This window comes from Pseudomonas sp. UBA6699 (assembly GCF_002454615.1).
Taxonomy (GTDB): Bacteria; Pseudomonadota; Gammaproteobacteria; order Pseudomonadales; family Pseudomonadaceae; genus Aquipseudomonas; species Aquipseudomonas juntendi.
Genome location: NZ_DKJF01000098.1, coordinates 61,650 through 87,960 on the forward strand (window position 1 = coordinate 61,650; position 26,311 = coordinate 87,960).

At 63.7% G+C, this 26,311-nt stretch carries 31 protein-coding genes; 13 read left to right on the forward strand and 18 right to left on the reverse strand.

Annotated features, from left to right (window positions below; all coding sequences use genetic code 11):
* Nucleotides 1-28: 28 nt before the first annotated feature.
* Nucleotides 29-253 carry a hypothetical protein gene (locus tag B3361_RS18735; RefSeq protein ID WP_054903847.1) on the reverse strand — a complete coding sequence of 75 codons (225 nt, stop codon included), beginning with the start codon at nt 251-253 and terminating at the stop codon, nt 29-31.
* Between the two features lie 193 nt (nt 254-446).
* On the opposite strand from B3361_RS18735, the gene B3361_RS18740 reads away from it, so the two are divergent.
* From B3361_RS18740 to B3361_RS18750, 3 genes are all read left to right on the forward strand, one after another.
* Nucleotides 447-590 (forward strand): hypothetical protein, encoded by a 144-nt coding sequence (locus B3361_RS18740; protein ID WP_154211175.1) that lies wholly within the window; start codon nt 447-449, stop codon nt 588-590.
* A 91-nt stretch (nt 591-681) separates the two neighbouring features.
* A complete protein-coding gene (locus B3361_RS18745; protein ID WP_054903846.1) occupies nt 682-1,023 on the forward strand; it encodes a hypothetical protein in 342 nt (113 codons plus the stop codon).
* Between the two features lie 116 nt (nt 1,024-1,139).
* A complete protein-coding gene (locus B3361_RS18750) occupies nt 1,140-2,927 on the forward strand; it encodes a thiamine pyrophosphate-requiring protein (RefSeq protein WP_054903845.1) in 1,788 nt (595 codons plus the stop codon).
* 78 nt (nt 2,928-3,005) lie between these two features.
* On the opposite strand, the gene xth is transcribed toward B3361_RS18750, so the two are convergent.
* The 3 genes from xth to B3361_RS18765 all read right to left on the reverse strand — a co-directional run bounded on the left by xth (nt 3,006) and on the right by B3361_RS18765 (nt 4,490).
* Nucleotides 3,006-3,800 carry an exodeoxyribonuclease III gene (gene xth, locus B3361_RS18755; protein WP_054903844.1) on the reverse strand — a complete coding sequence of 265 codons (795 nt, stop codon included), beginning with the start codon at nt 3,798-3,800 and terminating at the stop codon, nt 3,006-3,008.
* Nucleotides 3,797-4,039 (reverse strand): hypothetical protein, encoded by a 243-nt coding sequence (locus B3361_RS18760; protein WP_054903843.1) that lies wholly within the window; start codon nt 4,037-4,039, stop codon nt 3,797-3,799. Before B3361_RS18760 ends, xth begins: the two co-directional genes overlap by 4 nt.
* 178 nt (nt 4,040-4,217) lie before the next feature.
* Nucleotides 4,218-4,490, reverse strand: coding sequence for a PepSY domain-containing protein (locus B3361_RS18765; RefSeq protein WP_047149911.1), 273 nt, complete (start codon nt 4,488-4,490; stop codon nt 4,218-4,220).
* Nucleotides 4,491-4,668: 178 nt separating this feature from the next.
* Between B3361_RS18765 and B3361_RS18770 the strand changes: the two genes are divergently transcribed.
* Nucleotides 4,669-5,208 carry a type 1 glutamine amidotransferase domain-containing protein gene (locus B3361_RS18770; protein WP_054903842.1) on the forward strand — a complete coding sequence of 180 codons (540 nt, stop codon included), beginning with the start codon at nt 4,669-4,671 and terminating at the stop codon, nt 5,206-5,208.
* A 73-nt stretch (nt 5,209-5,281) separates the two neighbouring features.
* On the opposite strand, the gene B3361_RS18775 is transcribed toward B3361_RS18770, so the two are convergent.
* Nucleotides 5,282-6,169, reverse strand: a complete 888-nt coding sequence (locus B3361_RS18775; RefSeq protein WP_054903841.1) for a MerR family transcriptional regulator — start codon at nt 6,167-6,169, stop codon at nt 5,282-5,284.
* A gap of 153 nt (nt 6,170-6,322) precedes the next feature.
* Between B3361_RS18775 and B3361_RS18780 the strand changes: the two genes are divergently transcribed.
* The 7 genes from B3361_RS18780 to B3361_RS18810 all read left to right on the forward strand — a co-directional run bounded on the left by B3361_RS18780 (nt 6,323) and on the right by B3361_RS18810 (nt 11,823).
* On the forward strand, nt 6,323-6,769 hold the full coding sequence (locus B3361_RS18780) for a PAS sensor domain-containing protein (RefSeq protein ID WP_054903840.1): 447 nt from the start codon (nt 6,323-6,325) through the stop codon (nt 6,767-6,769).
* Nucleotides 6,770-6,869: 100 nt separating this feature from the next.
* Nucleotides 6,870-7,292 (forward strand): nuclear transport factor 2 family protein, encoded by a 423-nt coding sequence (locus B3361_RS18785; protein ID WP_029887149.1) that lies wholly within the window; start codon nt 6,870-6,872, stop codon nt 7,290-7,292.
* Nucleotides 7,289-8,041 (forward strand): SDR family NAD(P)-dependent oxidoreductase, encoded by a 753-nt coding sequence (locus B3361_RS18790; RefSeq protein ID WP_009685534.1) that lies wholly within the window; start codon nt 7,289-7,291, stop codon nt 8,039-8,041. Before B3361_RS18785 ends, B3361_RS18790 begins: the two co-directional genes overlap by 4 nt.
* A 3-nt stretch (nt 8,042-8,044) precedes the next feature.
* The gene (locus B3361_RS18795) at nt 8,045-9,292 is read left to right on the forward strand and encodes an NAD(P)/FAD-dependent oxidoreductase (RefSeq protein ID WP_054903838.1); all 1,248 of its coding nucleotides are present in this window, start codon (nt 8,045-8,047) and stop codon (nt 9,290-9,292) included.
* Nucleotides 9,289-10,098 carry a DUF1365 domain-containing protein gene (locus B3361_RS18800; protein ID WP_054903837.1) on the forward strand — a complete coding sequence of 270 codons (810 nt, stop codon included), beginning with the start codon at nt 9,289-9,291 and terminating at the stop codon, nt 10,096-10,098. Before B3361_RS18795 ends, B3361_RS18800 begins: the two co-directional genes overlap by 4 nt.
* The gene (locus B3361_RS18805; RefSeq protein WP_054903836.1) at nt 10,073-11,335 is read left to right on the forward strand and encodes an SAM-dependent methyltransferase; all 1,263 of its coding nucleotides are present in this window, start codon (nt 10,073-10,075) and stop codon (nt 11,333-11,335) included. Before B3361_RS18800 ends, B3361_RS18805 begins: the two co-directional genes overlap by 26 nt.
* The gene (locus B3361_RS18810) at nt 11,335-11,823 is read left to right on the forward strand and encodes a DUF2878 domain-containing protein (protein WP_054903869.1); all 489 of its coding nucleotides are present in this window, start codon (nt 11,335-11,337) and stop codon (nt 11,821-11,823) included. The genes B3361_RS18805 and B3361_RS18810 overlap by 1 nt, the downstream gene beginning before the upstream one ends.
* On the opposite strand, the gene B3361_RS18815 is transcribed toward B3361_RS18810, so the two are convergent.
* The 12 genes from B3361_RS18815 to B3361_RS18870 form a co-directional block, all read right to left on the reverse strand.
* Nucleotides 11,764-11,943: a DUF2256 domain-containing protein gene (locus tag B3361_RS18815; protein WP_082414515.1), complete on the reverse strand. Its 180-nt coding sequence runs from the start codon at nt 11,941-11,943 to the stop codon at nt 11,764-11,766. The genes B3361_RS18810 and B3361_RS18815 overlap by 60 nt on opposite strands.
* Nucleotides 11,940-13,466 carry a cryptochrome/photolyase family protein gene (locus B3361_RS18820; RefSeq protein WP_054903868.1) on the reverse strand — a complete coding sequence of 509 codons (1,527 nt, stop codon included), beginning with the start codon at nt 13,464-13,466 and terminating at the stop codon, nt 11,940-11,942. The genes B3361_RS18815 and B3361_RS18820 overlap by 4 nt, the downstream gene beginning before the upstream one ends.
* A gap of 8 nt (nt 13,467-13,474) precedes the next feature.
* The gene (locus B3361_RS18825; protein ID WP_054903835.1) at nt 13,475-13,780 is read right to left on the reverse strand and encodes a DUF6482 family protein; all 306 of its coding nucleotides are present in this window, start codon (nt 13,778-13,780) and stop codon (nt 13,475-13,477) included.
* Nucleotides 13,777-14,319: a DUF3833 domain-containing protein gene (locus B3361_RS18830; protein WP_029887143.1), complete on the reverse strand. Its 543-nt coding sequence runs from the start codon at nt 14,317-14,319 to the stop codon at nt 13,777-13,779. Before B3361_RS18830 ends, B3361_RS18825 begins: the two co-directional genes overlap by 4 nt.
* A 1-nt stretch (nt 14,320) precedes the next feature.
* Nucleotides 14,321-14,863, reverse strand: coding sequence for a chalcone isomerase family protein (locus B3361_RS18835; protein ID WP_054903867.1), 543 nt, complete (start codon nt 14,861-14,863; stop codon nt 14,321-14,323).
* Between the two features lie 83 nt (nt 14,864-14,946).
* Nucleotides 14,947-16,311: a sensor histidine kinase gene (locus tag B3361_RS18840; RefSeq protein WP_054903834.1), complete on the reverse strand. Its 1,365-nt coding sequence runs from the start codon at nt 16,309-16,311 to the stop codon at nt 14,947-14,949.
* Nucleotides 16,308-16,970, reverse strand: coding sequence for a response regulator (locus B3361_RS18845; RefSeq protein WP_054903833.1), 663 nt, complete (start codon nt 16,968-16,970; stop codon nt 16,308-16,310). Before B3361_RS18845 ends, B3361_RS18840 begins: the two co-directional genes overlap by 4 nt.
* A gap of 2 nt (nt 16,971-16,972) precedes the next feature.
* Nucleotides 16,973-17,614 (reverse strand): hypothetical protein, encoded by a 642-nt coding sequence (locus tag B3361_RS18850; protein WP_286920312.1) that lies wholly within the window; start codon nt 17,612-17,614, stop codon nt 16,973-16,975.
* Nucleotides 17,611-18,417 carry an SDR family oxidoreductase gene (locus B3361_RS18855; RefSeq protein ID WP_286920313.1) on the reverse strand — a complete coding sequence of 269 codons (807 nt, stop codon included), beginning with the start codon at nt 18,415-18,417 and terminating at the stop codon, nt 17,611-17,613. The genes B3361_RS18850 and B3361_RS18855 overlap by 4 nt, the downstream gene beginning before the upstream one ends.
* Entirely contained in the window at nt 18,404-19,084 is a 681-nt protein-coding gene (locus tag B3361_RS18860; RefSeq protein WP_029887138.1) for a TenA family transcriptional regulator, read from the reverse strand. The genes B3361_RS18855 and B3361_RS18860 overlap by 14 nt, the downstream gene beginning before the upstream one ends.
* Nucleotides 19,085-19,092: 8 nt before the next feature.
* Nucleotides 19,093-20,544, reverse strand: coding sequence for an AMP-binding protein (locus B3361_RS18865; protein ID WP_054903830.1), 1,452 nt, complete (start codon nt 20,542-20,544; stop codon nt 19,093-19,095).
* Nucleotides 20,534-21,211 (reverse strand): thermostable hemolysin, encoded by a 678-nt coding sequence (locus B3361_RS18870; RefSeq protein ID WP_054903829.1) that lies wholly within the window; start codon nt 21,209-21,211, stop codon nt 20,534-20,536. Before B3361_RS18870 ends, B3361_RS18865 begins: the two co-directional genes overlap by 11 nt.
* Before the next feature lie 168 nt (nt 21,212-21,379).
* Here B3361_RS18870 and B3361_RS18875 point away from each other — a divergent pair, with 168 nt between their 5' ends.
* Entirely contained in the window at nt 21,380-22,435 is a 1,056-nt protein-coding gene (locus B3361_RS18875; RefSeq protein ID WP_054903828.1) for a HEAT repeat domain-containing protein, read from the forward strand.
* Between the two features lie 78 nt (nt 22,436-22,513).
* Entirely contained in the window at nt 22,514-24,130 is a 1,617-nt protein-coding gene (locus B3361_RS18880) for an ATP-binding protein (protein ID WP_054903827.1), read from the forward strand.
* 5 nt (nt 24,131-24,135) lie between these two features.
* Here B3361_RS18880 and B3361_RS18885 read toward each other — a convergent pair whose 3' ends face one another.
* Nucleotides 24,136-26,208, reverse strand: a complete 2,073-nt coding sequence (locus tag B3361_RS18885) for a hybrid sensor histidine kinase/response regulator (protein WP_054903826.1) — start codon at nt 26,206-26,208, stop codon at nt 24,136-24,138.
* Nucleotides 26,209-26,311 lie beyond the last annotated feature (103 nt).

Below are 26,311 nucleotides of genomic sequence, written 5' to 3' on the forward strand. Positions count from 1 at the left end.
CCTGATCAGAACCGTGACGTGCGTTTGATCATTCGCGCAGCTTTCCATCGACCTGCGCCAACTGCCGCTTGATGGCCTCGGTTTCTGCTTCCTGCTCTTTGATGGACGTGGGCGTAATCACCTTGTCTACCGCTTCGGTCTTGGGGTCGGGTTTCTCAAGCACAGGGCCAGGCACCTGCTCGCCACGTTGTGCCTCTTCCGAGGAAACGGCGCGTGGAACCTTGTCGCCGGTCTTGCCATCGGTGTGTTTCATGAGTTTCTCCTCAGCTACGTCAGGTGTATTCAGAAGAGCATGCAGGCTGGCAAAAGTTTGATTTGCCTTCCCTCAAGGCCCAGTGCCGGCGTTGCCGAGTGGTCAGTTCGTGTTCCCATGGGCAGATTGAATGGAACGGTCAACGCGGCCACACCGCCTAACGCCGTACCCACTCACCCTCAGGAGAACCACCATGATCGACCCTTCTCATCCCGACCCCTATGTTGACGAGATACCCCACAACCCCGGCGAGCCGGTACCCGAACCCGAGCCACCGGTGCAAGCGCCCGATTGGCCGGAAGGCCAGGTTCCGCCTGAGGAGCAGTCCGACGGTTGAACCCAGCCATGCACCATCCGTCGCGCGCTACGCACGGAGGGTGCGCCGACCAGGACCAATTAGAGGTGATCAACCTTGCTGGAGACTCACCATGAAGACTTTCAAGCCCCACGCGCTGTTTTTGGCACTATGCCTTGGAGCCAGTGCGCCGCTGGCCCTGGCCGCCACCGACATGAATGACCAGCGTGCCCCTGCTACCCACACGGATGACAGCGGCCACATGAACGGCAACGGCGGCGCTACCGGGTCCGGCACACCAAGCGATGGCATGGGTACCGGCGCCGGCGGTACCGACAGCAATGACACGGATAAAACAGGTGGAGATGGCACCACCCAGGGCTCGGGTAGTGGCGGGACAGGGAACGGCACCGGAACGGGTCAGGGTGGCGGATCTGGAACAGGTGGCAGCGGCGGGAATGGCGCCGGTGGTTGAGCCAGCCAGCCGTAGCGCGGTATGTGCCCACTCGGGTGGCCCGCGCGCACTCACTTGAAACTTTACCGCCCGCTGCCCAGTCCAGACCCCTATCGATCACGCCTAGGGGGAACATGATGAGCAGCACAGTGGGTGACTTTCTGGTGGAGCGTCTGTACCAATGGGGTGTGCGGCGTATTTTTGGCTACCCTGGCGACGGTATCAACGGGGTGTTCGGTGCCTTGCGGCGGGCTGAGGGCAAGATCCAGTTCGTGCAGGCACGCCATGAGGAAATGGCCGCATTCATGGCCAGTGCACACGCCAAGTTCACCGGTGAACTTGGCGTGTGCATCGCAACTTCCGGCCCAGGCGCTTCGCACCTGCTGACGGGCTTGTATGATGCGCGCATGGATCACCAGCCGGTTCTGGCGATTGTAGGCCAGCAGGCGCGCGCCGCGCTCGGCGGGCACTATCAGCAGGAGCTGGACCTGGTGTCGATGTTCAAGGACGTTGCCGGGGCCTTCGTGCAGCAGGCGTCAACCCCAGCGCAAGTGCGGCACCTGCTTGACCGCGCGGTACGCACTGCCGTCGGCGAGCGCCGGGTTACCGCTGTCATTCTCCCCAACGACTTGCAGGACCTGCCTTATGAGGACCCACCGCGGGCCCACGGCACCGTGCACTCCGGCGTTGGCTACAGCAAGCCCAAGGTGGTCCCGTTCGCAGCCGACCTGCAGCGCGCCGCCGAGGTGCTGAACGCGGGGCGCAAGGTGGCGATACTGGTGGGTGCAGGCGCGCTGCAGGCCAGCGAACAGGTGGTGGCGGTGGCTGAAGCACTGGGTGCTGGCGTGGCCAAGGCGCTGTTGGGCAAGGCGGTATTGCCCGACGATCTGCCGTGGGTGACCGGGGCGATAGGCCTGCTAGGCACCGAGCCCAGTGCGCACCTGATGAACGAATGCGACACTTTGCTGATGATCGGTTCCGGCTTCCCCTACGCCGAATTCATGCCCAAGGAAGGCCAGGCCCGTGGCGTGCAGATCGACCTGCAGCCAGACATGCTCAGCTTGCGCTACCCGATGGAAGTCAACTTGGTGGGGGATGCCAGCGAAACACTGCAGGCCCTGCTGCCGCTACTGGAGCACAAGACCGATCGGCGCTGGCGGGCCAAGGTCGAAGGCTGGCGCGGCAAGTGGGACAAGACCTTGGCCAAGCGGGCCATGGCCAAGGCAGACCCCATCAACCCGCAGCGGGTCGTGCACGAACTCTCCCCGCGCCTGCCCGACCATGCCATTGTCACCAGCGACTCGGGTTCCTGCGCCAACTGGTATGCCCGCGACCTCATGGTGCGCCAAGGCATGCAGTGTTCGTTGTCAGGGGGCCTGGCGAGCATGGGCGCGGCGGTACCTTATGCCATCGCCGCCAAGTTCGCCCACCCGCAGCGTGGCGTGATCGCGCTGGTAGGTGACGGCGCGATGCAGATGAGCAACCTGGCCGAGCTGATTACCGTTGCCAAGTACTGGCAGCAATGGGACAACCCCCAGTGGATCTGCGCGGTGTTCAACAACGAAGACCTCAACCAGGTCACCTGGGAACAACGGGTCATGGAAGGCGACCCGAAGTTCGAGGCTTCACAGTCAATTCCTGATGTGCCTTATCACCTGTTCGCCATCTCCATCGGCCTGCAGGGTATCTACGTGGAGCGAGAGGAGGATATCGCCGACGCGTGGGAGCGGGCGCTGGCGGCTGACCGGCCTGTGCTGATCGAGTTCAAGACCGACCCGAATGTGCCTCCCCTGCCCCCACACATCAAGTTGGAGCAGGCCAAGAACTTCGCCAGCAGCCTGCTCAAGGGTGACCCTGACCAGGCCGGGGTCATCGTGCAGGCGGCCAAACAGGTGCTCAGCTCGGTGCTGCCGGGCAAGAAATAACGCACCACGTGACTGCGCTACCGGAATGGGCCTCGGCTGTTCCGGTAGCCACCGAGGCAGAGCGCTTTGCCCGTTGCCTCAGTTACGGCGGCGGCCGCCCAATTCGACCCACACAGGGGCGTGATCGCTGGCCTTGGCCTCATTGCGCACCCAGGCATCTACCCCCGCCCCTTTCAGGTAAGGGGCGAGCTCGCGGTTGAGCAGCAGGTGGTCGATGCGCAGCCCGGCGTTACGTGCCCAGTGGTTGCGGAAGTAATCCCAGAAGGTGTACACGCGCTCGTCCGGGTACAGGTGGCGAACGGCATCCGTCCAACCTTGCGTCAGCAGACGCTCGAAACAGGCACGAGACTCTGGCTGCAACAAGGCATCCTTGAGCCAGGAACGTGTGTCGTAAATGTCCAGGTCCGTGGGCACCACGTTGAAATCACCCGCCAGGAGCGCTGGGTGCCCATTGGCATACAGCGTTTGCGCATGCTGGATCAGGCATTCGAACCAGCGCAACTTGTAATCGAATTTCGGCCCAGGCTGCGGATTACCGTTGGGCAGATACAAGCACCCGACCAGCAGCCCATGCGCCGCTGCTTCCAGGTAACGGCTCTGGGTGTCGTCCTCCATGCCTGGCAGGCCACGTCGCACCTCCAGCGGCTCGCTGTCACGCGCCAGAATGGCCACGCCGTTCCAGGCGGGCTGGCCCTGATAAACACAGCCGTAACCTGCCGCTTCAATTTCCTGGCGCGGAAACTTGTGATCGGCGGCCTTCAACTCCTGCAGGCAGGCGATGTCGGGCCGTTCGCGCTTCAACCACTCCAGCAACGCAGGCAAGCGACTGCTGATGCCATTGATGTTGAACGTGGCGATGCGGAGGCTTTTCATGCGTCAGGGTCATTCACATGGGCCTGAACTGCGTCTTCCACCGCTCGCACATGGGCTTCGTCAGCCAGTGCCTTGAGCGCCAGCCAGTCGTCCCAGTCGAGTGTGCCATCGTCGCGCAGTGCCTCGGCGGTGCGCAGCAGTTCATGGTGGTAGGCGTCTGGCGATTCGCTGCGGTAACTGACGTCGTCGTACTGCGCGTACCACGCTGCCAGCTCGGGAATGCTGCGTTCGATACTCATGGCGCTGCCCTCGCTCAATCATTAAGGGTGAGAGCACCTCGAGCGCGCGATGTTCAGTCCGGGTGCATCGGCGGTAGAGAGCGGCCGGCCACTGCGCAACAGAACGACGCAGGAACCGGCCCCAAAAAAAACCCGTGCGCCAGGCACGGGCCGCTCAGTGAGCAACACCCGCTCTGGATCAGTTATCCAGTTCGTCCTTGACGACCTTGCCGTCGCGCGGATCGACCTTGAACTCGTACTGCTTGCCATCGGCTTTGATGCCCTCACCTTCCCAATGGCCGTCATCGGCCTCGATCTTGGTGATTTGCGTGTAGCCAGCGCCCTTCAGCGTCGCTTCCGCCTGGTCTTTGCTCACCTTCCAGTCAGCACCAGGCTGGTCCGCCCACGCCGCCGTACTGCCCAGCGCGGTCGCCAGCGCCAGGCCAGTGAACAGTCGAGTCATCGTCTTCATCGCCAACATCCTTTTTCATGAAAGTTAGCGGTACGACTGGCGGCCGCACCTCAGCGTTCAGTTTTGTTTCGGGGGCATGGATGCGATGTCATCAGCCAGCACCGCCGGTGAATTGCGTTGGAACTTCACGGCGTGACGATGGCCTCCTTCTCAGGCCTATCGAAAACGGAGAATCACGATGTACGACAAACTGAATGGCAAACGCGTGGCATTCCTGGTAACTGACGGTTTTGAACAGGTCGAGTTGACCGGCCCACGTGAAGCCCTGGAACAAACAGGCGCGGTGGTCGATATCCTGAGCGAAAAGGACGGCACGGTACGCGGGTGGAACCATGACAAACCGGCTGACGAGTTTACCGTGGATGCCACCTTCGACAGCGCGCAGGTGGACCTGTACGACGCCATTGTGTTGCCGGGCGGGGTGCAGAACTCCGATACCATCCGCCTGATCGAGGGCGCGCAAGCGCTGGTAAAAAGCCACGCTGCGGCAAACAAGCCACTGGCAGTAATCTGCCACGGGGCCTGGCTGCTGATATCGGCGGGCCTGGTAAAGGGCAAGCGGATGACCAGCTACCAGACCTTGCAGGACGATATTCGCAACGCCGGGGGCGAGTGGGTGGATGAGAAGGTGGTGGTAGACGGCCACCTGATCAGCAGCCGCAAGCCGGACGATATCCCAGCCTTCAACGATCAGTTGATCAAAGCACTGAGCGAATGAACCGCGTCAGCCAAGGCAGGCTGAGGTCGCGTTGATGCTGTGAGTTTTGCGCACCCGGTCATGCAGCGGGTGCTCAAAGCTCCAACCGGCCTGCCAGCAAGGCACTCAGCACCCCGGCAAGGTCATCGCCCTGTTCATCCAGCAGCCGCAGGGGTATGCCTTGCAAGACCGATTGTGACCCGGCTAGGTCCGCACCGACCAACGCCAGCGGGCACGCGACATCCATCTGCAAGGCGCGCAGCTGGCGGGCCATTGTTGCGCTCACCGAGCCCTGTGCGGCAATCACCAACGCTGCAGGCTGCACGGCGGCGCAGACCAGCGCCAGCTCTTCCAGTGGCTGATCACAGCCAAGCACGTCAATGCGCTGTTGCTCGCTGCTCAGCAACAGACCGGTGCACAGCAACTGCGCTTCAGCATGCCCTTCAGTGCCCGCCATTATCACGCGCGGCGCATTGGCCTGGTTCATCTGCAGGCGCATCAGTAGGCGCGCACGCAAGAAATTATCGAAGAACACCCATTGGCTGCGTTGGCCGAAGGCTCGCCCGGCAGCCAGTTGCTGCCAGACCGGCATCAGCACTTCGCGCAGCACCGTCGCCTTGGGCAACAACGTGAACAACTGGCCATGCAGCGCATCCAGCGCTTGGGCATCGAACGCCTGGGTAGCACGCAGCAGCGCTGCGCGCCATTCGGCAAAGGCCGAATCCGACTGCATGGCGGCTTTCGGCTGGGCGGCGAGGCGCTCACCGACCTTGCTGATCGGCATCCCATGGTTGGTCCAGTGCAGAATGTCGCGGATACGCTGCACATCCTCGGCCGTGTACAGCCGGTGACCACCGTCGGTGCGCTGCGGGCGGAGCAAGCCGTGGCGCCGCTCCCAGGCGCGCAGGGTCACCGGGTTGATGCCCGTCAGGGTAACCACATCGCGCATGGGCAGCAGGTCGGCTTGAGTAGTATCAGTCATTGCACGGGTCGTCCGGGAAGTGCCCCATTCTAAACCGATACACACCTTCTGCGCAGTGCCGAACTGGGTCATCATGCAGCAAACTGCGCGCGAAGCCCTGCACAGAGGCTACGCTGCGCTTACTGAACATGACATTTGCGTAGGTAGCGCTACATGATCACTGCAAAACTCCTGCAACTGATGGTCGAGCAATCCAACGACGGCATCGTCGTAGCCGAGCAGGAAGGCGAAGACAGCATCCTCATCTATGCCAACACAGCTTTCGAGCGGCTGACGGGCTACCAGGCCAGGGACATCCTGTACCAGGACTGCCGCTTCTTGCAGGGCGCCGACCATGACCAGGAAGCCGTACAGCGCATCCGCGAGGCGATTCGTGACGGCAAGCCGTGCCGGGAAGTCCTGCGCAACTACCGCAAGGACGGCAGCCCGTTCTGGAACGAATTGTCCATCAGCCCAGTATTCAACCAGGCGGATCAACTGACCTACTACATCGGCATTCAGCACGATGTTTCCCGGCAGGTAGAGGCCGAGGCGCGGATCAAGGCGCTGGAAGCCGAGGTCGCTGAACTGCGGCAACAGCTGGCGCAACGCGAAAGCTGAAATAGCTATACAAAAACTTTGACTTGTACAATTTTTGTCGTAGGCTTCGAGTATACCTGTACAACAATCGGGTGTTGTACAGGATTGTCCGGAGCCGAGCATGTCCGCTTACCTGCAGCAGTTCGCCGAACGCTTTGCCCACCTTGACGTGGACAGCCTCGATTCACTGAACACCCTGTACAGCGAAGACGTTGTCTTCCGCGACCCCCTGCATCAAATTCACGGGCTCGACGCCCTGCAGGCCTATTTCGCCCAGTTGTACGCCAATGCCCGCGATATCCGCTATGCCTTCGCCGCGGCGGACGAGGTGCTACCTGGCCAGGGTTACCTGCGCTGGACCCTCGAGTTTCGTCACCCACGGCTGGCACGGGGGGCACCGATAACGGTGCAAGGCTGCAGTTTTCTGCAGTGGCGTGACCGCGTCCATTTTCACCAGGATTTCTTCGACGCCGGCGCCCTGTTGTATGAGCACGTTCCACTGATGGGCGGGGCCATTCGCTGGCTCAAAGGCAGGCTGGCATGAGCCGCTGCTGGCTGACAGGCGCTAGCAGTGGCCTTGGCGCAGCCCTTGCGCAAGCGCTGCTGGAACAAGGGCACCAGGTCGCGTTGGGTGGCCGTCGCAGCCAGGCACTGCTGCCGTTGGCCGAGCGGTATCCGGGGCAGGTGCTGTTGGCCGAGGGCGACATTGCCGACGCTGCACAAGTGGCACAGATGGCCGCCCGCATCGAGCAAGCCTGGGGTGGGCTGGACATGGCGGTCTTCAATGCAGGCACTTGTGAATACCTGGAGCCCGGCCACTTCGACCCGGCGCTTGTCGAACGCGTGGTACGCACCAACCTGCTGGGCGTGAGCAACTGCCTGGCCGCCGCCCTGCCCTTGCTGCGGGCAGGCGTGCGCCCGCACCTGGTGGTGGTCGGCAGTTCGGTAACCTGGCTGGCCTTGCCCCGTGCCGGAGCCTACGGGGCGTCCAAGGCAGCCGTGCGTTACCTGGTGGAGTCGCAGCGGATCGACTTGGCACGCGAGGGTATCGACGTGACGTTGGTCAGCCCGGGCTTTGTCGATACGCCGTTGACCCGCCGCAACGACTTCCCCATGCCGCAACTGTGGTCTGCCGAGCGCGCGGCACAACATATTGCCAAGCGCTTGCCCCGGCGCCCGCTTGAAATCAACTTCCCGAGCCTTTTCACCTGGGGCCTGCGTGTGCTCGGGGCCCTGCCCCCGCGTCTGCGCCTGGCCCTGGGCCTGCGCTTGGCCCGCCACGAACAGGACTGACCCATGCGCATCGCCATTATTGGAAGCGGCATTGCCGGCCTCACCTGTGCCTACCTGCTCTCCCGTCGCCACGCGGTCACGGTGTTCGAAGCCGCGAGCTGGGTCGGCGGCCACACCCACACCGTGGACGTGGACTGGGCAGGCGAGCGCTATGCCATCGATACTGGCTTCATCGTGTTCAACGACTGGACCTACCCGAACTTCATTCGTTTGCTCGAGCAACTGGATGTGGGCTCACAACCCACGCAGATGAGCTTCTCCGTAAACGACCCGCTCAGCGGCCTGGAATACAACGGTCATAGCCTCGACACCCTGTTCGCACAACGCAGCAACCTGCTGTCACCGGGTTTCTGGGGGATGCTGCGCGAAATCCTGCGCTTCAACCGGCAGGCTATCGCCGACCTGGATGCAGGGCGAATAGACGATCACACCACGCTGGGCAGCTATCTTCAGGCGCAAGGCTACGGGCAACGTTTTGTCGATCACTACGTGGTGCCCATGGGCTCGGCGATCTGGTCGATGTCCCGGGCCGACATGCTGGCTTTTCCGTTGCAGTTCTTCGTGCGCTTTTGCCGCAACCACGGCCTGCTGTCGGTCAATAAGCGGCCGCAATGGCGGGTGATAGAAGGTGGTTCACGCAGCTATATCGGCCCGCTGAGCCGGCGGTTTGCCGAACAAGTACGGCTTGACTGCAAGGTTCACCGGGTCGACCGAGACCAGGATGGGGTGACCCTGCACAGCGCTGCCGGCACCGAGCGCTTCGACAAAGTGGTATTCGCCTGTCACAGCGACCAGGCCCTTGCCCTGCTGCAGGCACCGAGTACACAGGAGCAGGCAGTACTGGGCGCCATCGGCTACGCCGACAATGATGTGGTGCTGCACACCGACACCCGCCTGCTGCCCCGCCGGCGCAAAGCCTGGGCCAGTTGGAACTACCGCCTGGCCGGCGACGGTCAGGCACCGGCCGCGCTGACCTACAACATGAATATCCTGCAAGGCCTGCAGGCGCCGGTGACGTTCTGCGTGAGCCTGAACCAGACCGCCCTGATCGACCCCGCCCAGATCATCGCCCGCTTCAGTTACGCCCACCCGCAATACGGCCTGGCGGCGCTGGCCGCACAGGCCCGGCATGCGCAGCTGCAAGGCGGTCAGCACAGCTATTTCTGCGGGGCCTACTGGGGCAACGGCTTTCACGAGGACGGCGTCACCAGCGCGCTGCAGGTGGCCAGCCATTTCGGGGAACAGCTATGAACAGCGGTCTGTGCCTGGGCTGGCTCAGCCACCGGCGCCTGAGCCCGCGGCCGCACGCCTTCCGCTACCAAGTCGGCATGTTCTACCTGGACCTGGACGAGCAAGCCTGGCTGATGACCCTGTCGCGCTGGTTACGGCGCTCGCGCCTGGCGCCGCTGAGCTTCCGTGAAACCGATTACCTGCCGGCCTTTACCGGCCAAGGGCAATCGCTGGCCGGCGCCGCGCGGCGGTTGGTGGGCCGAGCCACGGGCCAGGTGCCGGAAGGGCCGGTACGCCTGCTGACCCAGCTGCGTTGCTGGGGACTGGCGTTCAACCCGGTGAGTTTCTACTTCTGCCACGACCGCGATGGGCACCTGGCGGCAATCCTGCTGGAAGTACGCAACACCCCTTGGCGAGAGCGCTTCCACTATGTGCTGCCCGTACAGGGCGGGCTGGCGCAGCCGTTCGCGGTGAACAAGGCCTTTCACGTGTCGCCGTTCATGCCGCTGGACATGGACTACCGCTTGCGCTTCCACCTCGACGAGAGCCGGGTGCGCATCCACATGGAAAACTGGCAAAGCGGCCACAAGGTCTTCGAAGCCGACCTGGCACTACGGCGCCAACCCTTGGACCGTCCCGCCTTGCACCGCTACATCCTGGCCTTCCCCTGGATGAGCCTGCGCACCCTGACGGGCATCTACTGGCAAGCCCTGCGCCTGTTCTGCAAGCGCACGCCTATTCACGACCACACCGCCAGCCAGGGCGACCTGGCACTTGGCCAACCTTGCGAGGACTCCGATCATGTCCAATCCCACCCTGAGCGTTAGCAAGTCAGCAGGCATCGCCCCTTGGTTGGGCGCGCTGGCGCGCAACGCTGTGCTGGCACAACTGGGCAAGTTGCGCCATGGCCACCTGCGTGTGCTCTGCCATGGTCAACAATGGGCCTTCGGTGATGCCGCCAGTGCCCTGCAGGCGGAGGTGGAAATTCTCGATGATGCTGCCTGGAACCTGCTGGCGAGCAATGGTTCGATCGGTGCCGGTGAGGGCTATATCCATGGTTACTGGCGCAGCCCGGACCTGGCCCTGGTCACGCGGTTGTTCGTCGCCAACCTCGAGGTGCTCGACGCCCTCGAAGGGGGCCTGGCGCGGTTGGGCCGGCCTGCCCTGCGCCTGCTGCACCGGCTCAACCGCAACAGCAGGCGCGGTGCGCGACGCAACATACTGGCCCATTATGACTTGGGCAACGCATTGTTCGAACAGCTGCTGGACCCGACCATGATGTACTCGGCTGCCCAGTTCGAGCACCCCGACCAACCCCTTGAACAGGCCCAGCTTCGCAAGCTGCAACGCATCTGCGAAAAGCTTGAACTGGGCCCGGAAGACCACCTGCTGGAGATCGGCACTGGCTGGGGCAGCCTTGCCATCCATGCGGCCAGCCATCATGGTTGCCGGGTCACCACCACCACCCTGTCCCAGGCGCAATACAGCCATACCCTGCAACGGGTCAAAGACCTGGGGCTGGAGCGGCAGATCACGGTGCTGCAGGAGGACTACCGCGACCTGCGCGGCACATTCGACAAGCTGGTGTCGATCGAGATGATCGAGGCTGTAGGCCACCGCTACCTGCCCACGTACTTCCGCCAATGTGGAGCGTTGCTCAAGCCCGATGGCCTGATGCTGATCCAGGCGATCACCATTCGCGACCAGCGCTATGCTCAGGCACGGCGCTCGGTGGACTTCATCCAGCGCTATATTTTCCCCGGCGGCGCCCTGCCCTCGCTCAGCGTGCTGGTCGATACGGCCAGCCGCCAGACAGCGCTGAACCTGGTTCACATGGAGGATTTCGGTGTCGACTATGCCCTGACGCTGCGGCACTGGCACGACAACCTGAAGCAGTCGCGCGCCGCGCTCGCGGCGTTGGGTTATGACGAGACGTTCCAGCGCCTGTGGGAGTTTTATCTGTGCTACTGCCAGGGCGGTTTCGAGGAGCGTGCCATTGGCGTGGCGCAGCTGTTGTGGGCGGCGCCGAACGCGCGTCGCGCGCCGCTGCCTGTACCAGCGTGATGGTTACCCGCGGCCAGGTTGCCAATGCGCTGTGGCTGCAATTGGGCTGGTGGTTGTGCATATGGGGTGCCAGCACACCTTGGGTGCTGGTGCTGATACCTGTGGGCCTGGCGCTACACCTGTGGACATGCACACAGCCGCGGGCAGAAGCTTGGGCGCTGTTACGCGTAACCCTGGTTGGCTGCCTGCTGGACAGCCTGCTAGGCAGTTTTGGCGTATTTGATTTTCATGCCTGGCCGTTACCCTTGTGGCTGGCATCGATGTGGTTGGTGCTGGCCAGCGGTTTGCGCCATAGCCTGGCCTGGGCAGGCCGGCCGTTTTTGCGCGGTGCCGTGGTCGGCGCGGTTGCCGGCCCCCTGGCGTATCTGGGCGGCGCGAGGCTGGCCGATGTCACGCTGCCCCTGGGGCCTTTGGCAACCACCCTGATTCTAGTGCCGATCTGGGCCTTGGCCCTGTCCTTGCTGGTGCGCCTGGCCGCGTGGCGCTGATCGGCGACAGCGCTCGGAACAATAACGCACCTCGTCCCAGCAACGCGCCCAGCGCTTGCGCCAGGCGAATGGCCGGCCACACACCACGCACAGCTTGCTTGGCAGGTTTTGCTTCTTCACAGCGGCCTGCCTGCATCCAGGTCGGCGAGCAACTGCTCTCCACGTTGCCACACACCATCACGGCGCGCGGCAGCCATGCGGTCGAGGTTGCGGTAGACCATTGCCAGGCGCGGGTTGGCCGACAGGCGTTGACGGTGGCGCATAAGAAAATGCCAGTACAGCGCATTGAACGGGCAGGCATCGGCTTCCACCACCTTGTCTACCCGATAGCTGCAGGCCTTGCAGTGGTCGGACATCCGCTGGATGTAGCGCCCGCTGGCGCAATACGGTTTGGAGCCCAGGTAGCCACCGTCGGCATGCATCACCATGCCAAGCGTGTTGGGCAGTTCGACCCAGTCGAACGCATCGATGTAAACCGCCAGGTACCATTCACAGATGGCGGCAGGCGCGATGCCTGCCAACAGCGCAAAGTTGCCGGTCACCATCAGCCGCTGCACGTGGTGCGCGTACCCAAGCCGCAGCGTTTGCCCTATCGCTTGCGCCATGCAGCGCATGCGGGTGTTGCCGGTCCAGTAGAACTCGGGCAAGCCGCGGGCGTTGCTGAAGTGGTTCAATGTGGCGTAGTCGGGCATGCGCAGCCAATACACACCGCGGACATATTCACGCCAACCGATCAGTTGGCGGATGAAGCCTTCGGCGGCGTTCAGCGGCACCCTGCCTTCGCGCCAGGCCTGTTGCACGTCTTCGCACAACTGCCGCACATCGAGCAAGCCGATGTTCAGGGCCGCGCTGATGCGTGAATGGAAAAGATACGGCTCACCTTCGGCCATGGCGTCCTGGTAGTCACCGAATGCCGCCAGACCGAAGTCGAGAAAGTGCTGCCACAGTTCAAGCGCCTGCTGATGGGTGACGGGGTACTCGAACCCGTCTATCTCGCCGTAGTGGTCGCCGAAGCGCTGGCGTACCAGCGCCATCACCGCCAGGGTAATGGCATCGGGCGTAAAGCGCGCCGCGAACGGAGCGCCCAGGTGGCGAGGCAGTGGTTTACGGTTTTCACTGTCGAAGTTCCAAGTGCCCCCGGCAGGGCTGCCATCGGGCTCCAGCAGCAGGCTGCACCGCTTGCGCATACCGCGATAGAAATGCTCCATGCGCAGTTGCCGGCGACCCTCGGCCCAGCGCGCGAAGGCCTCACGCGAGCACAGAAAGCGGGTGTCGCGGTGCCACGTCAAGGGCAGCCCGGACTCGCGCAACGCGTGCTCGAGCCGCCACTCGCCACATTCGGTGAGGTCGATCTGCGCCGCGCCAAGCCGTTCTCGCCAGCGGCGCAGCTCACCGACGATGGTGCCGCTGTTGTCGCTGTCATCGATCGGTACGTAGTGCACTTGCCAGCCGCGCTCGCGCAGCACCTGGGCAAAGTGGCGCATGGCGCTGAAAACGAGCACGATCTTTTGCGGGTGATGGGGCACATAGCGCGCTTCGCCCTCCACCTCTGCCATCAGGATGGCGTCCTGGGCAGGGTTCAGTGCCTTCAGGCTTGGCAGCTCCAGCGACAACTGGTCACCCAGCACCAGGCCCAGGCGCACGGGGCGGCCTACCACTGGCTGGCCAGGGTAATCGGCACCCGCAACGGTACAATGGGGCCGTCACGTTGCCCGCACATCTCATCATGCACCGACTGCTGCACCAGCACGCATGGCACCTCGGCCATGTCGGCCAGCAAATCGCGCAGTTCGGTTGTGGAGCGCAGCCGCACAGGCTGCCCTTGTGCATCGCTCAGGGTAACCGGGCCGGTTGCGGTAATGGCACGCAAAACGTAGAAGCCGCCTTCCAGCGACAGCACTTCAAGCTCTTCGATTTCGCCAGCATCCACGTGCTGGGCCAATGCATTCAGGTTCATGGCGTAGCCTCCGGCAGGCGGCGGAAGAACAGCGTGATCTGGCCGATCTCCACACCTAGTTTGCTCATACTCGAGCGGTTGATCAGCGTGTCGTCATCCATCAGGTACATCCAGTCGTCCAGGTCCACCTCCCAGTGCTTGCCGTCCACCGGCAAGTCCAGCCGGTAACGCCAGCGCAGCGCATTGCCCGCCACTTCGCCGCGGGCCTCGCCGATCACGTCGCCGGCCGTGCCCCGCCAGCGCCCAGGCCCGTCCGGCACCAAGGTCCAAGTGCGCTGCTGGCGCGTGCCGTCGCTGTACACGAAGTGCTCGTCGAGAATCAGCCGCTCACCTTCCCGGCGGCTGTCAATGCGCACATGAAACCGCTTGACCACCTCGCCGGAACGCTTCTGGAACATGCCCCAGGCCTGAACCGGCCGGGAGAAGAACGCCGCCAGGTCAAGCTTGGGTTGCTCACCGGCATAATGCTCGACCCCCACGTTGCCGCAACTGCCCAACAGCAGGCAGCCAACCAGTAACAGCGCTTTGCCAACGTTCATGTCACGGCTCTCCATCGGTGCCGGCCAGCCCAAGCAAGCGCTGCCGTAATTGTGGGTCCCTGGCATTCGGGCCGAGCCAGATGGCGAAGAATGCCCGGGCAAAGACAGGGTCGGTGATTTCGCGGCTGAGTTTGCCGGCAACGTAAAAACGGCAGCCTTGGCCCGGCAGGTAAACACCCGTGATGCGCATGCCAGGGTGCACGTCAACGAATGCCTGTTGCAGCAGCGCGGTCAGTTGCGCGCTGCGTTGCGCCGTCATGCTGCCCCCGTCGAGCCTGCGCATTTCTGCAAGGCTGGCTTCGACCAAAGTGTCTCTGGACAGCCAGCGGTGGTAACGCAGCTCCAGCGCGAACGGCTCATCCCAGCGCTGCACGGGGCCGGCAGCCCACAGCCGCGCACTGTACAAACGCAGGCCCCACCAGCTGAAATCGCCTTCTCCCAGCCGTTGTGCGGCCGGCACATCCGAGCGCCAGTCCGCCACAGCCGCCGTGGCCAGAGCGGTCAGCAACAGACACAGGGATGTGAATCGGGCTGAGACTGCCATGCTGGCCTCGGCTGCCATGACTAATATTGTACAAACATAGCATCTTGTACAGGTTTGTCACCCTCAATGTACAGCTTTTTGTATCAGTTAAAAGGCAGCCGCAGGGTTGCTGCCAAGCCCCCGCTCGGTCGGTTCTCAAGGTGAACATGCCCGCCCAGGCGGTCAATGATGGTGGCGACAATGGACAGCCCCAGCCCGGCACCGTTGGGGCTGTTACGGCTGTAGAAGCGCTCGAACACGCGCGCTATGTCAGCCGGCTCGATACCTGGGCCTTCATCCTCCACGATCAGCTCGAAACGGTTTTCCCGGCGCCTGAGCAGTACGCTGATGCGCCCTCCCGGGGGCGAGTGCTCGACGGCGTTGGAAACCAGGTTCTGGAACGCGATGGTCAACGCACCGGCGTCGATGCCCAGGTGGTGATCACCCTCACCGATATCCAGCGATGGCTCCAGGCCGCGGTCGAGTATCCAGGGAGTCAGCTCGGCCATGGTGTCGGTGACCACCTCACCCAGGTCGACCTTGACCGCGGCGTGCTGGCCCAGGCGCGGCTCGACACGGGCCAGGGTCAGCAACTGGTTGACCACCCGGGTCAGCCGGTCCACACCGCCAATCAGAAAGCCCAGCGCCTTGCGCCGTTCGGCCTCGCTCGCGGCCTCGAGTGCGTTCTGGGCATGCAGGCGCAACACCGCCAGCGGCGTGCGCATTTCATGGGCGGCGTCGGCAATGAAGCGGTGCTCGCGCCGCAGCATGTCTTCGATCTGCGCCAGCAGGCGGTTGATGGCCGCTTGCATGGGTTCCAGCTCCGAGGGCAATGGCGCCAGGCGCAAGGGTTCGAGTGAATCGGCGTGGCGCGCGCGAATGACCGTGGCCATGTTCTGCAAGGGGCGCAGCCCCCAGCCGATCGCGACCCATACCAGCAACACCAGGGCCAGGCTGCCGAGCAGGAAGGGGAACAAGGTATGGCGCACGATCCGGTCGATCAGGTCGTAGCGCACATCATCGCGTTCACCCACCCAGATGACCCAGTGCTTTTCCGGCACCGGTAACACGAAGCCGCGCCATTGCCGGTCACCACTGGAAAAGTCGTAGAACCCGGGTTCGGACGGCGGCAGCGACAGCTGCGGGGCACTGGGTGTATGCACCAGCAAGACGCCCCCCTCACCCCATACCTGGAATGCCAGCTTGCTCTCGTAGGGGTGGCCAACCCGGTGGTGGCCGGCCTGGGCCAAGGCGTCGTTGAACGCCTGGTACATGGCCTCGCGCGAGCCGCCCTGGACCGGCAGGCTCATGACCCCCTGCAGCAGGCGGGCATTCTGCGCCAGGTGGGCGTCGTACACTTCGTTGATCTCATGGCGACTGTCATGATAGTTGTACAGCGTCAGCAGGCCTGTCCCCAGCAGCAACAGCAGCATGACCCGCCACAACGTCCTTCGCCGCAACGAGGTCATGCCTTGCCCTCGACCAGGTAGCCAATGCCCCGCACCGTGCGGATCAGGCCGTTGTTGAGCTTTTTGCGCAGGTGGTAGATGTGCACTTCCAGGGTATTGCTCTCGGGCTCTTCATCCCAGCCATACAGCAGCTGGGTCAGGCGTTCACGGGTGAACACCTTGCCCGGCTGGGCCAGCAATTCATGCAGCAAGCGGTACTCCTTGGGGGTCAATATCACTTCCAGCCCTTGGTAATGCACCTGCTGGGTAGCGGGGTCGAGCATGACCCCCGCATGCTCGATCAATACTTTGGCACGCCCGGCGCTGCGCCTGAGCAAAGCCCGCAAGCGGGCCTTCAGCTCGTTGAGGTCGAACGGCTTGATCAGGTAGTCGTCAGCGCCAGCATCCAGCCCGGCGATGCGATCATCCAGGGCGTCCCGCGCGGTGAGGATCAGTACCGGCAAGCTATTGCCAGCGCCTCTCACGCGCCGCAGTACCTCGATGCCATCCAGGCGCGGCAAGCCCAGGTCCAGGATGGCCAGGTCGAATGTTTCATGCAGCAGCGCGTGCACCCCATTCTGGCCGTCGCGCAACCAGTCGAGTGTATAACCCTCCTGGCGCAAGCCATCGCAGATCCCCTCCCCCAGTGCGGTATCGTCCTCAACCAGCAGTAGCCGCATGTTCAGTCCTGTTTGTCCTTGATTGCCTTGAGTAAAGCCGCGATATCCGCCCGCCGGCCTTGGTCCGCCAGCTCACGCCCCGGCCGCGGCGGCGCCTGCATGGCCTTGTGCAAGGCAGCAGTGGCTTCAGCGTAGCGCTTTTGCCGGTACAAGTGGTCGGCCCAGAAATAGTTGCTGTCGATGCCGTTGGGGTTGATCTTCAGGGCTTCGCGCAACAGCTTGTCCGCCTTGTCGCCGTCACCGAACCCTATCGGCCAGCCCGGCACCTGGTCGTAAAGCGTGCCAAGGCTGGTATAGGTCGAGCCCTGCAGGGCATCAGGGTCCAGCTTGATGGCCTGCTCCAGGCTGGCCTTGGCTGACTTGACCTTGCCCAGCGCACCGAGCCCACCCACGGCGCCAGCCCAGCTGCTGTTGATGATGCCTTCCCAGATCAGCGGCTCGGGGGTGCCGGGGTGCTGCCTGACGAATGCCGCCGCCTCACCGGACAACTTCTCGAAAGCATCGGCACGCTGGGCCTTGGGCGTCTGATACTGGATTTGTGCCCAACGCTGTTGCAGCGCGCTGAGCTGCTGGTTTCCGGCTGGATCCAGTGCCCAGGTGAACGGGGTGAACGCCAGCAGGCTGACGAAGGCCAGTCGCTTCATTTGCTCGACTCCTTGATATGGCCGCCAATGTAGCGGCGAATGACAGGCAATTGCTTGCGCAGGGCACGGTCGACCACCCCTGGCAACATGCCGTTGATGCGTACGAAGAGCTTTTCCGGCCACCCCAGGTACAGCTCGCTGCGCTCCGACTGGACGGCTACGAGCACGGCGCGGGCGACATCGGCCGGGTCGTCCATGCCGACCTTCAGCGCCTGGTTGAGCGCGGTGGCGGCGCTGCTGTTCATGGTGGTGCGGGTGGCCCGCGGGGCGGCATACAGCACATTCACCGTGGTATCGGCCAACTCACGGCGCAACGCCTCGGAAAAACCGCGCAGGGCGAACTTGCTGGCACAGTAGGTGGCGTAGCCGGGGTAGCCGATCGAGCCGTAAGTGGAACCGACATTCACCACCAGCGCCTTGGGTTGCTCGCGCAGCAGGGGCAGGCAGGCACGGGTCAGATGCAGGGGCGCCTTGATGTTGATGTCGAACAATTCATCCAGCGCGTACTCGTCCAGCTGGTCCAGCAAGGCAAAACGGTTCACACCGGCGGCATTGATCAGCACATTGACCCCGCCCATTTCACGGGCGCGGCTGACCACCTGTTCACGCCCGGTCGGCGTACGCAGGTCGGCCGTTTGCCAACGCAGGCGCTCAGGGTAGCGGTTCATCAGCCCCGCCAGCTTGCCCATGTGCCGGCTTACCGCCAGGACCCGGGCACCGGCTGCACACAATTGCTCGGCCAGTTCCAGGCCGATGCCGCCACTGGCCCCGGTCAGCACCACCACCGACTCATGCAAGCGCATGCTGCACCTCGGCATGCTCAGTGCGTGGCAAACCTTCGAACATGGCGGTATACAGCTGGTACACCACCTTGGCGGCGTGCAGCACCGCCTGCTGGTCGGCCACGTCGTCCAGCCGATCCATCAGGCTTTTGTAGGTGACCATGTGGTCCTGGTCCAGCGCGCCGTGGGAACTGAGGTAGCTGAAGGCCTGGTTGGGCAACCCGAGGGTGCTCTGGATCGCCCCGGCAGCATGGGTGGCCAGGGCGATGCTGGTGCCCTCCAGCACGTTGACCATGCCGAACAACCCCACCGGGTTGCCCCGTGCGATAAGGTCGTACAGATAGGCAACCATCAACTCGATGGGCAAGGCAGGCCGGCCGTCGCGTACCGCCTCCCAGTCACCGCCACAGGCCTTGATATCGTTGAGGATCCACTGCTCGTGGCCGTACTCCTCCTGGATGTACTCGCACACCGCGCCGCGCAACCACTCCAGCCGCGCCGGCAGCCGAGCGCCGCACGCCATCATCAGCGGCACGGTATGGCGCACGTGGTAATAGGCCTGGGTGAGGAAGGCGATGTAACTGGCCCGGCTTACCTGGCCGGCCAGCGCCTCGCGAATGACCGGCACCGCGAACAAAGCCTGACGTTCGTGGCTGGTTTGCAGCTGCAGGGTGTCGAAAAATGACATGGTAGACCTCATGACGGAATGTCGGACAACAAGGATTGATAACGCTGCAGGATCGCCTCACGGCGTGGGCGGCCATTGGCGGTCAGGGTGTGCTCGGCGACCGAGAATGGCGCTGGCAAACGCCGCCAGGCATGCACCCTGGCGTAGTCGGGCAAACTGGCATTACTGTGCTGCACGGCCTGCTCGATAGCCGCGTCCGTGGTGCCCGGGGCGAGCGGCCAGAGCAACGCCACGTTGCGCGGCATGCCCTCGCCATGAACGAACGCCTGGGCGATCACCCCGCTCTGGGTCAGCTCGGCTTCTACCCATTCAGGGTTGACGTTGCGCCCGAAGCTGGTGATGAACTGGTGTTTCTTGCGCCCGTTCAGGTGCAGGTAGCCTTCATCATCGAAAAAGCCCAGGTCGCCGGTGGCCCACCACGCGGTTTGGCTGGGCGTGTCGCCCAGATAGCCAAGCAGCAGGGTCCCGGCAACCAGCACTTCACCGTCTTCGGCAATACGCACCTGCACATGCGGCAATGGCCGGCCGACACTGCCCGGGCGCACCGCACCGGGGCGGTTCAGCGCCACCACAGAGGCACATTCCGACAGCCCGTAGCCCTCGAATACCGGCAAGCCTACGGCCTCGGCCCGCGCCAGCAGGCTGGGCGCCACACGGGCGCCACCCACCGCAACGAAACGCAGCATGCCAACCCCCATCAGCCCGCGCTCGATTGCCGTGACCAGCCCCAGCAGCAGTTGCGGAACCAGAATCAGGCTTTGTGCGCCGCTCAAGGCGATGGCCCCGAGCAGCCGCTTGAAATCGACCTGGCTGGCCCCCCCCATGCCCAGCTGGGCCTGTGGGTACAGCATGACACTGGCCCCTGCCAGCAAGGCGGCGTAAACGCCCAGGTTCTCCAGCAACACGCCCAGCGGAAGCACAGCGAGGTAGCGCCGAGGCTGCGTAGGCCGGCTGGCCTGTTCCAGTTCGTGTGCGACCCGCAACATGGCCTGCGCGCTCAGGCACACGCCTTTGGGGTTGCCGGTACTGCCAGAGGTGTAGGTGACCTTGGCGGTACCTTCAGGCAGGGCCACCGCAGGCAGCGCTGGCCGCGACCAGAAGCCTTGCTGGTCGACGAAACCCAACCGCCCGAGCAAGCTCTCCCAGGCGGGCGGGCCGAGCACCAGGCTGGCGCCGCTCTGTTGCAGGCAATGCTCCAACTGGGTTGGGCTGAAGAAGGTGGGCACCGTCACGCAGGCGCGCCCCGAGACCAGCGCGGCCAGGTCCCACAACAGCAGTTCGGGACCGTTATCCAGCCCCAGCACCAGCACACCGGCCTGACGCTGGCGCAGGGCCTCGGCACGCTGTAGCACCTCGGCAAGCAGCTGCTTGTAGGTGTAGCGTGCACTGGCCCCTTCCAGCGCGGGCGCGTCACCATGGGCCAGCAATGCCTGCCAGAAACGTTCAAGTTCAAGCGGCATGGCCGGTCTCCTCGTCCAGCACCGGAAAGCCCAGGCGGCGAAACACACCAGCGCTACGCAGCAAGTCGAAGCCTTGGCCGATTTCACCCGCGTACACCTGCGGATGCTGGGCGTAATAGCTGCCCCATTGCGCAACGGGCTCGTCCAGGCGTGCCGGGTCGGCCTGCGCCAGCACGGTAGGTGCCAGGCCCAGGCGCTGGAAACTGTTGATCAAGGTGGAGGCACCGGTGAACGCCACCCACTTCAGCCCACGGGTGGCAAGCAGCCAGGTCACGGCGGTGATCATGATGCGTGCGCTGCCAGCGCTCAGCGACGCCAGGTTGCCGACCTCGACCATGCACTCGCGGGCAACGGGCAGGCTGGTCAGGCGGGCAACCGCGGTTTCCAGGGGCACGTCCAGGTAACGCTCGAGAAACAGCGGCCCACTGCTGGCCGGTCGCAGACCCGCCGCCGCGATCAAGTGCCCGTGGCTATCACGCAAGGCCAGCAACTCGGGCAGGTAATGGTGTACATCGGCGTGGTGAACTTCAGCGAAACAGCGATGAATGAACTGCTCGAGCGCCTCCCGGTCAGGGTCGTCCGGCAGATGCAGGGACAAACAGCCGTGATGCGCTGCATGGGTGCCTATCGGCAATGGGAGCAGGTGGCTCCAAAGGGTATGGGTCATGGGACTCCCCCCTGATTAATGGGTTGGGCGAAGTATCAGTGACGAATCTGAAGGGAATCTGAAGCCGGCAGAACAAACGCCCGGAAACCGAACGGTCGATAGCCAAGCCGTTGCTTTTATCTACCGCCTGGCCCAAGCTCAGCCCTTCTTGCCGCCATGGACCCCCCGATGCCCAGACGCAACCGCTACCTGATCGCCGTGCTGCTGTTGATCCTGGTATCGGCCCTGTTCGGGTACCTGTGGCGCGATACTCCGTCAGCCCAGCCGACCTTGCCGGCGCATAGCTATGCCAAGGCCCTGCGCCAGGCCCACGACGGTCGGCCTGGCGCTGCCAGGGTGCTTTACCAGCAGTTGCAACGCACCGACTTGCCCGCGATCCGGCGCGCAGCCCTGTACGCCGAGCTGCCCAACTACCCTTCGCCACTGGCCTTGAAAATCGCCCGGCAAGACCTGGAACACGCCGAGCCACTGGTGCGCCGTGCCGCCATCGCAGGTATCCGCCGGCTGCTGCCTGCGGCGCAGCGCAGCCTGGTGCTTGGCCCGCTGCTGGACGATGACGACCAAAGCGTGCGCTTCGCTGCCGTGGACGCCTTGCTTGGCCTTTCCCCGGATGACATAGGCCTGTATTTCGGCCCGCTGCAGGCGGCCCTGGAGCAATACCAGCAAGCGCTGGCGCAACAACCCGAGGAAGCAGACGCGCAAGTGCACCTGGCGCGCTTGTACATGCACGAAAATGACTACACCCAAGCTGCGGTAGCCCTGCAACGTGCACTGACCGTCGCCCCAGGCAACCTCGATGCGCTAGCCACCCAGGTGCGCCTGCTGGAACGTCAAGGCCAACACGATGCCTCACGCCAGGTGCTCGGCAAGGCATTGGCCCTGAGCCCGGACTCGGCCTTCCTGCAATACCAGCTGGGGCGCTGGCTGATCCGCCACCAGCAACGTGAGTACGCCTTGCTGGCACTGTCCCGCGCGGTTGAACTGGACCCGGACAACGTCGATTACCGCTATACCCTGGCGGTGACCCTGCATGCGCTTGAGCAACTTGATGCGGCGCAGAAGCAGCTGGAAACCGTGCTCAGCCAGCAACCGGCCAACCGTCGCGCGCGGGTGTTGCTGATCCAGTACTGGAAAGAATCCGGCCAACTTCAGAACGTGCAGGTGCTGCTGGCCGAGCTGGAGCAGCAAAACCCGGATGACCCCGCCCTGCAGCAAGGCCTCTAGGTCTGCCTGAAACCTGTTGAACCCTGATCCCGTGCCCAGGGTCCAGTGGTTATCAGGCCACTCTGCAGGAGAATTGCCTTGGCCAGTTCGTTGGCGCTGGATGAACGTGCGTTGATCCTCGCCCCACCGCCGTTGGCGGCACAAACCTCGCACCTGCTTTCAGCGGCCGGCATCAATTGCCTGTGTGCCACCGACCTGGCGCACCTGCATGCGCGCCTGGCAGAAGGCGCCGGCCTGGCGATCATCGCCGAGCAGGTGTTCAACGCTGGCCCTAGCGCCCTGCTGCAGGCCTTTATCGACCAGCAACCGCACTGGTCGGATCTGCCCATCGTGCTGGTGACCCAGGGTGCATGGTCGGCCAGCCGCGTGCACAATCACCCGGTCGGCAACCTTATCCTGCTGGTGCCCCCTTTCTGCGACGACCAACTGCTGCACATGACCCAGTCCGCGCTGCGCCACAGGCGTCGGCAATACCTGACCCGCGACCAGCTTAAAAACCTGCAGCAGCGGCTGGATAACGGGCTCGCCCAGCCTGATGAGCCGGCGGAGCGCTACGCCCAGGCCCGCTTCCAGGCGCGCAAGATGGAAGCTATCGGCCAACTCGCTGGCGGCGTGGCCCACGATTTCAACAACCTGCTCACCAGTATTGGCGGCAGTTTCGAGCTGATAGACCGGCGCCTCAAGCAAGGCCGCGCCGACGGCCTGGACGGCGTGTTGCGCCTGGGCCGCGAAGCGGTGTCACGCGCCGCCCGCCTGACCCATCGTCTGCTGGCCTTCTCATGCAGGCAGTCGTTGCACAGCCGATGCGTCAACCTGCACACCCTGTTGCAGACCAAGCAGCTGAAGGCTCAACTCAAGCCTGCGATAAAGTTGCAGGTGAGCATCGCCAAAGGCCTGTGGAACGCGGAAGCTGACGACCAGCAATTGCGCGAGGCCCTCGACAATCTGATCCTCAATGCCTGTGAAGCCATGCCCAGCGGTGGCCTGCTGCGGATCGAGGCAACCAATCAGCCTATCTACAGCAGCCCCATGGCCGACGGCCCCCTGACCGCCGGCGATTACCTGCGCCTGAGCGTGATCGATAACGGCCAGGGCATGGCGCCAAGTACACTGGAGCACGCATTCGAACCCTTCTTCAGCACCAAAGCGACCAGCCAAGGCATCGGCCTGGGCTTGTCGATGGTGTACGGGTTCAGCAAGCAATCCCATGGCCATGTCACCCTGCACAGCCAAATTGGCAAGGGCACGCGGGTAGACCTGTACCTGCCGCGTCACATCGACCAGGCACCCTCGCCCGCCCAACCGTTGGTAACTGCGCAAGCCACACACGGCCACCGGGTGCTGTTGGTCGAGGACGACCTGCATGTTCGCGAACTGCTGTGCCAGGCCCTGCGTGACAATGGCTTCACGTGCCTGAGTGCGGCCAACGCCGAGGAGGGGCTTGAGATGCTACGCGCCTCGCAACCCATCGACCTGCTGATCAGCGACGTAGGTTTACCCGGCATGAACGGTCGGCAACTGGCGGAGATTGCACGTAGCTTGCGCCCCCGGTTACCGGTGCTGTTCATTACCGGCTACGCGGAAACCGCGATGGCGCGCGAGGGCTTTCTGGGGTGCGATATGCACCTGATCTGCAAGCCATTCGAACTGCGACAGCTGCAGGAACAGGTGGCCATGATCCTTGGCCAACCCTGAGGGGCTCACTGTTCAAGCATGCGCAACGCCTGGTCTGCCAGGTCTGCCAGCGAAAACGGCTTGTTCATCAACGCTGTGCCAGGCTGTTCGAGCAACTGGGGCTCCACCGGTTGCCCCGCATAGCCCGTGATGAACAGGATGTTCTGCTGCGGCAGTTGCATGCGCATGGCCTTGGCCACCTGGCGCCCGCTGAAGCCTCCCGGCAAACCGATATCGGTGATCACCAGGTCGAACGGACCGTCATGGCGAAACCGCTCCAATGCGGTATTGGCGTCGCTTGCGTCAACCACCTGGAAACCGCGCTCAACCAGGTATTCACGCATCACCGCGCGCAGATTGAGTTCGTCATCCACCAGCAGCAGCCGCTCACCCTGGGCCATGCGTTGCGTACTTTGCACCGGTTTGCACTCATCAGGAAGCGGCTCGAACGTTCTGGGGAACAACATCGACACCTTGGTCCCCTGGTTCGGCGCAGACTCGATCCACGCATAGCCCCCCGACTGGCCGACAAAACCGTAGACCATCGACAGCCCCAGGCCGGAGCCACGGCCGATGGGCTTGGTGGTGAAAAAAGGCTCGAACGCCTTGGCGATTTCCGCAGCCGACATGCCGTGGCCATCGTCCTCGACATGCAAGGCCACATAGTCACCCGGCGGCAGCCCGTTCTCGTCCGGGAACGCCGCGATCAAGCGTTCGTTGACGCTGCGGATCGTGACATTGCCCCGCTCCAGGCACGCCTCGCGGGCGTTGGTACACAGGTTGATCAATGCATTTTCGAGCTGGGTGACATCCAGGTTGACCACCCACGGGGCGACGTCCAGTTGCCAGTGCAAGCACAACTCCGGACCCAAGGTCCTGCGCAACAACGGCTCGCACAGGCGCAACTGCCGGTTGAAATCCAGCGGCTTCGGCGCCAAGGGTTGGTGGCGGGAAAAGGCCAGCAAACGGTGGGTCAGCTCCATGGCCCGCATCACCGAATCGCGGGCAACATCCACATAAGCACCGATCCGCTCCGGGCGCCCCTCCTGGAGGCGGCGCTGGAGCAGCTCAAGGCTACCGCCGATGCCAGAAAGCAGGTTATTCAACTCATGGCCCATGCCCCCGGCCAGTTGCCCCACGACTTCCATCCGTTCAGTGTTGCGCATCAGCGCTTCGGACTGGCGCGCCGCCTCCTCGCGGTCCTCACTGATATCCTGGCCGACTACGGTGAGCAAGCGCCCATCGAAGCGCGCGCTCCAGCGGAAGGTATGGTAATGCCCATCGCGGTGCCGCAAGCGGGTCTCGATCGGGTCTGCGCTGCTGGCTTGCAGTAACGCCGACACCACCACCTGCACCTCGGTCCGATCTGCCGGGTGGACCAGTTCCAGTACCGACACCCCCTGGATCTGCTGTTCGTCCCAACCCAGCACCCGGTGCCAGGCGGGGTTGGCGGCATGCACCTTCAGCTCCGGGGTAACCCTCATCATCGCATCGCGTGACATCTGCCAGATCTGCTCGTGCTCCAGCACATGCCGCTCGATCTGCTGCTCGAAGCCTTGCGCCTGCTCGCGCCAATGCCGGTGTGCCTCGACGCTGGCAGTGGTCTCGATCACCGTGTGCAGAAAGCCCGCGACATTGCCTTGCTCATCGTGCAGGGGCGCGTAACCGAATGCGCACCACAGTGGCTCGCCGCACGGGTCACTGCCGATGCGCAAGGGAGGGTCCTCGACAAAGTTCGACTGCCCTTCCAGGGCCTTGAAAACCCACGGCCCCACTGTCGGCCAGATTTCGCGCCACAGCGTGTCGAACGCCTGGCCGAGCCCATCCGCAGCGCCGCCGCGCAATGCACGGTAGGCATCATTGTGCACCACCGTCAGGTCTGGCCCCCAAACCACGGCACAGGGGAACGGCGACAGGTGCATCATATCCACCGCGATGCGCAACGAAGCCGGCCAGCGCGGCAGCGGCCCTAGCGAGGTGCGGCTCCAGTCCAGCTGCACGATCCGGTCGTCAACCGGCCTGCGGGCTGCGGCAGCAGGCGGTTGAAGGCGGATCTGTGGCTCAAGGCCAAGTGATGATTTTTTGGTGACCAATGTCATGGCTCCAGCATGGCCAAGTGGGCTGGGGGTAATGCTATTGAAGGTAGCACAGCACGTTCGGCCCACCATGGCGGAGTTCAAGGTGCTGGCCCGGCTGGCAGGC

What these genes read in the sequence shown, in the direction of transcription:
- B3361_RS18795 (WP_054903838.1), top strand. Translation starts at nt 8,045, where the DNA reads ATGCGCATCGCCATTATTGGAAGCGGCATTGCCGGCCTCACCTGTGCC.
- B3361_RS18850 (WP_286920312.1), bottom strand. Translation starts at nt 17,614, where the DNA reads ATGAAGCGACTGGCCTTCGTCAGCCTGCTGGCGTTCACCCCGTTCACC.
- B3361_RS18840 (WP_054903834.1), bottom strand. Translation starts at nt 16,311, where the DNA reads ATGACCTCGTTGCGGCGAAGGACGTTGTGGCGGGTCATGCTGCTGTTG.
- B3361_RS18745 (WP_054903846.1), top strand. Translation starts at nt 682, where the DNA reads ATGAAGACTTTCAAGCCCCACGCGCTGTTTTTGGCACTATGCCTTGGA.
- B3361_RS18825 (WP_054903835.1), bottom strand. Translation starts at nt 13,780, where the DNA reads ATGAACCTGAATGCATTGGCCCAGCACGTGGATGCTGGCGAAATCGAA.
- B3361_RS18760 (WP_054903843.1), bottom strand. Translation starts at nt 4,039, where the DNA reads ATGAGTATCGAACGCAGCATTCCCGAGCTGGCAGCGTGGTACGCGCAG.
- B3361_RS18805 (WP_054903836.1), top strand. Translation starts at nt 10,073, where the DNA reads ATGTCCAATCCCACCCTGAGCGTTAGCAAGTCAGCAGGCATCGCCCCT.
- xth (WP_054903844.1), bottom strand. Translation starts at nt 3,800, where the DNA reads ATGAAAAGCCTCCGCATCGCCACGTTCAACATCAATGGCATCAGCAGT.
- B3361_RS18845 (WP_054903833.1), bottom strand. Translation starts at nt 16,970, where the DNA reads ATGCGGCTACTGCTGGTTGAGGACGATACCGCACTGGGGGAGGGGATC.
- B3361_RS18790 (WP_009685534.1), top strand. Translation starts at nt 7,289, where the DNA reads ATGAGCCGCTGCTGGCTGACAGGCGCTAGCAGTGGCCTTGGCGCAGCC.
- B3361_RS18780 (WP_054903840.1), top strand. Translation starts at nt 6,323, where the DNA reads ATGATCACTGCAAAACTCCTGCAACTGATGGTCGAGCAATCCAACGAC.
- B3361_RS18855 (WP_286920313.1), bottom strand. Translation starts at nt 18,417, where the DNA reads ATGCGCTTGCATGAGTCGGTGGTGGTGCTGACCGGGGCCAGTGGCGGC.
- B3361_RS18830 (WP_029887143.1), bottom strand. Translation starts at nt 14,319, where the DNA reads ATGAACGTTGGCAAAGCGCTGTTACTGGTTGGCTGCCTGCTGTTGGGC.
- B3361_RS18870 (WP_054903829.1), bottom strand. Translation starts at nt 21,211, where the DNA reads ATGACCCATACCCTTTGGAGCCACCTGCTCCCATTGCCGATAGGCACC.
- B3361_RS18735 (WP_054903847.1), bottom strand. Translation starts at nt 253, where the DNA reads ATGAAACACACCGATGGCAAGACCGGCGACAAGGTTCCACGCGCCGTT.
- B3361_RS18800 (WP_054903837.1), top strand. Translation starts at nt 9,289, where the DNA reads ATGAACAGCGGTCTGTGCCTGGGCTGGCTCAGCCACCGGCGCCTGAGC.
- B3361_RS18740 (WP_154211175.1), top strand. Translation starts at nt 447, where the DNA reads ATGATCGACCCTTCTCATCCCGACCCCTATGTTGACGAGATACCCCAC.
- B3361_RS18770 (WP_054903842.1), top strand. Translation starts at nt 4,669, where the DNA reads ATGTACGACAAACTGAATGGCAAACGCGTGGCATTCCTGGTAACTGAC.
- B3361_RS18865 (WP_054903830.1), bottom strand. Translation starts at nt 20,544, where the DNA reads ATGCCGCTTGAACTTGAACGTTTCTGGCAGGCATTGCTGGCCCATGGT.
- B3361_RS18860 (WP_029887138.1), bottom strand. Translation starts at nt 19,084, where the DNA reads ATGTCATTTTTCGACACCCTGCAGCTGCAAACCAGCCACGAACGTCAG.
- B3361_RS18765 (WP_047149911.1), bottom strand. Translation starts at nt 4,490, where the DNA reads ATGAAGACGATGACTCGACTGTTCACTGGCCTGGCGCTGGCGACCGCG.
- B3361_RS18810 (WP_054903869.1), top strand. Translation starts at nt 11,335, where the DNA reads ATGGTTACCCGCGGCCAGGTTGCCAATGCGCTGTGGCTGCAATTGGGC.
- B3361_RS18885 (WP_054903826.1), bottom strand. Translation starts at nt 26,208, where the DNA reads ATGACATTGGTCACCAAAAAATCATCACTTGGCCTTGAGCCACAGATC.
- B3361_RS18775 (WP_054903841.1), bottom strand. Translation starts at nt 6,169, where the DNA reads ATGACTGATACTACTCAAGCCGACCTGCTGCCCATGCGCGATGTGGTT.
- B3361_RS18835 (WP_054903867.1), bottom strand. Translation starts at nt 14,863, where the DNA reads ATGGCAGTCTCAGCCCGATTCACATCCCTGTGTCTGTTGCTGACCGCT.
- B3361_RS18785 (WP_029887149.1), top strand. Translation starts at nt 6,870, where the DNA reads ATGTCCGCTTACCTGCAGCAGTTCGCCGAACGCTTTGCCCACCTTGAC.
- B3361_RS18750 (WP_054903845.1), top strand. Translation starts at nt 1,140, where the DNA reads ATGAGCAGCACAGTGGGTGACTTTCTGGTGGAGCGTCTGTACCAATGG.
- B3361_RS18875 (WP_054903828.1), top strand. Translation starts at nt 21,380, where the DNA reads ATGCCCAGACGCAACCGCTACCTGATCGCCGTGCTGCTGTTGATCCTG.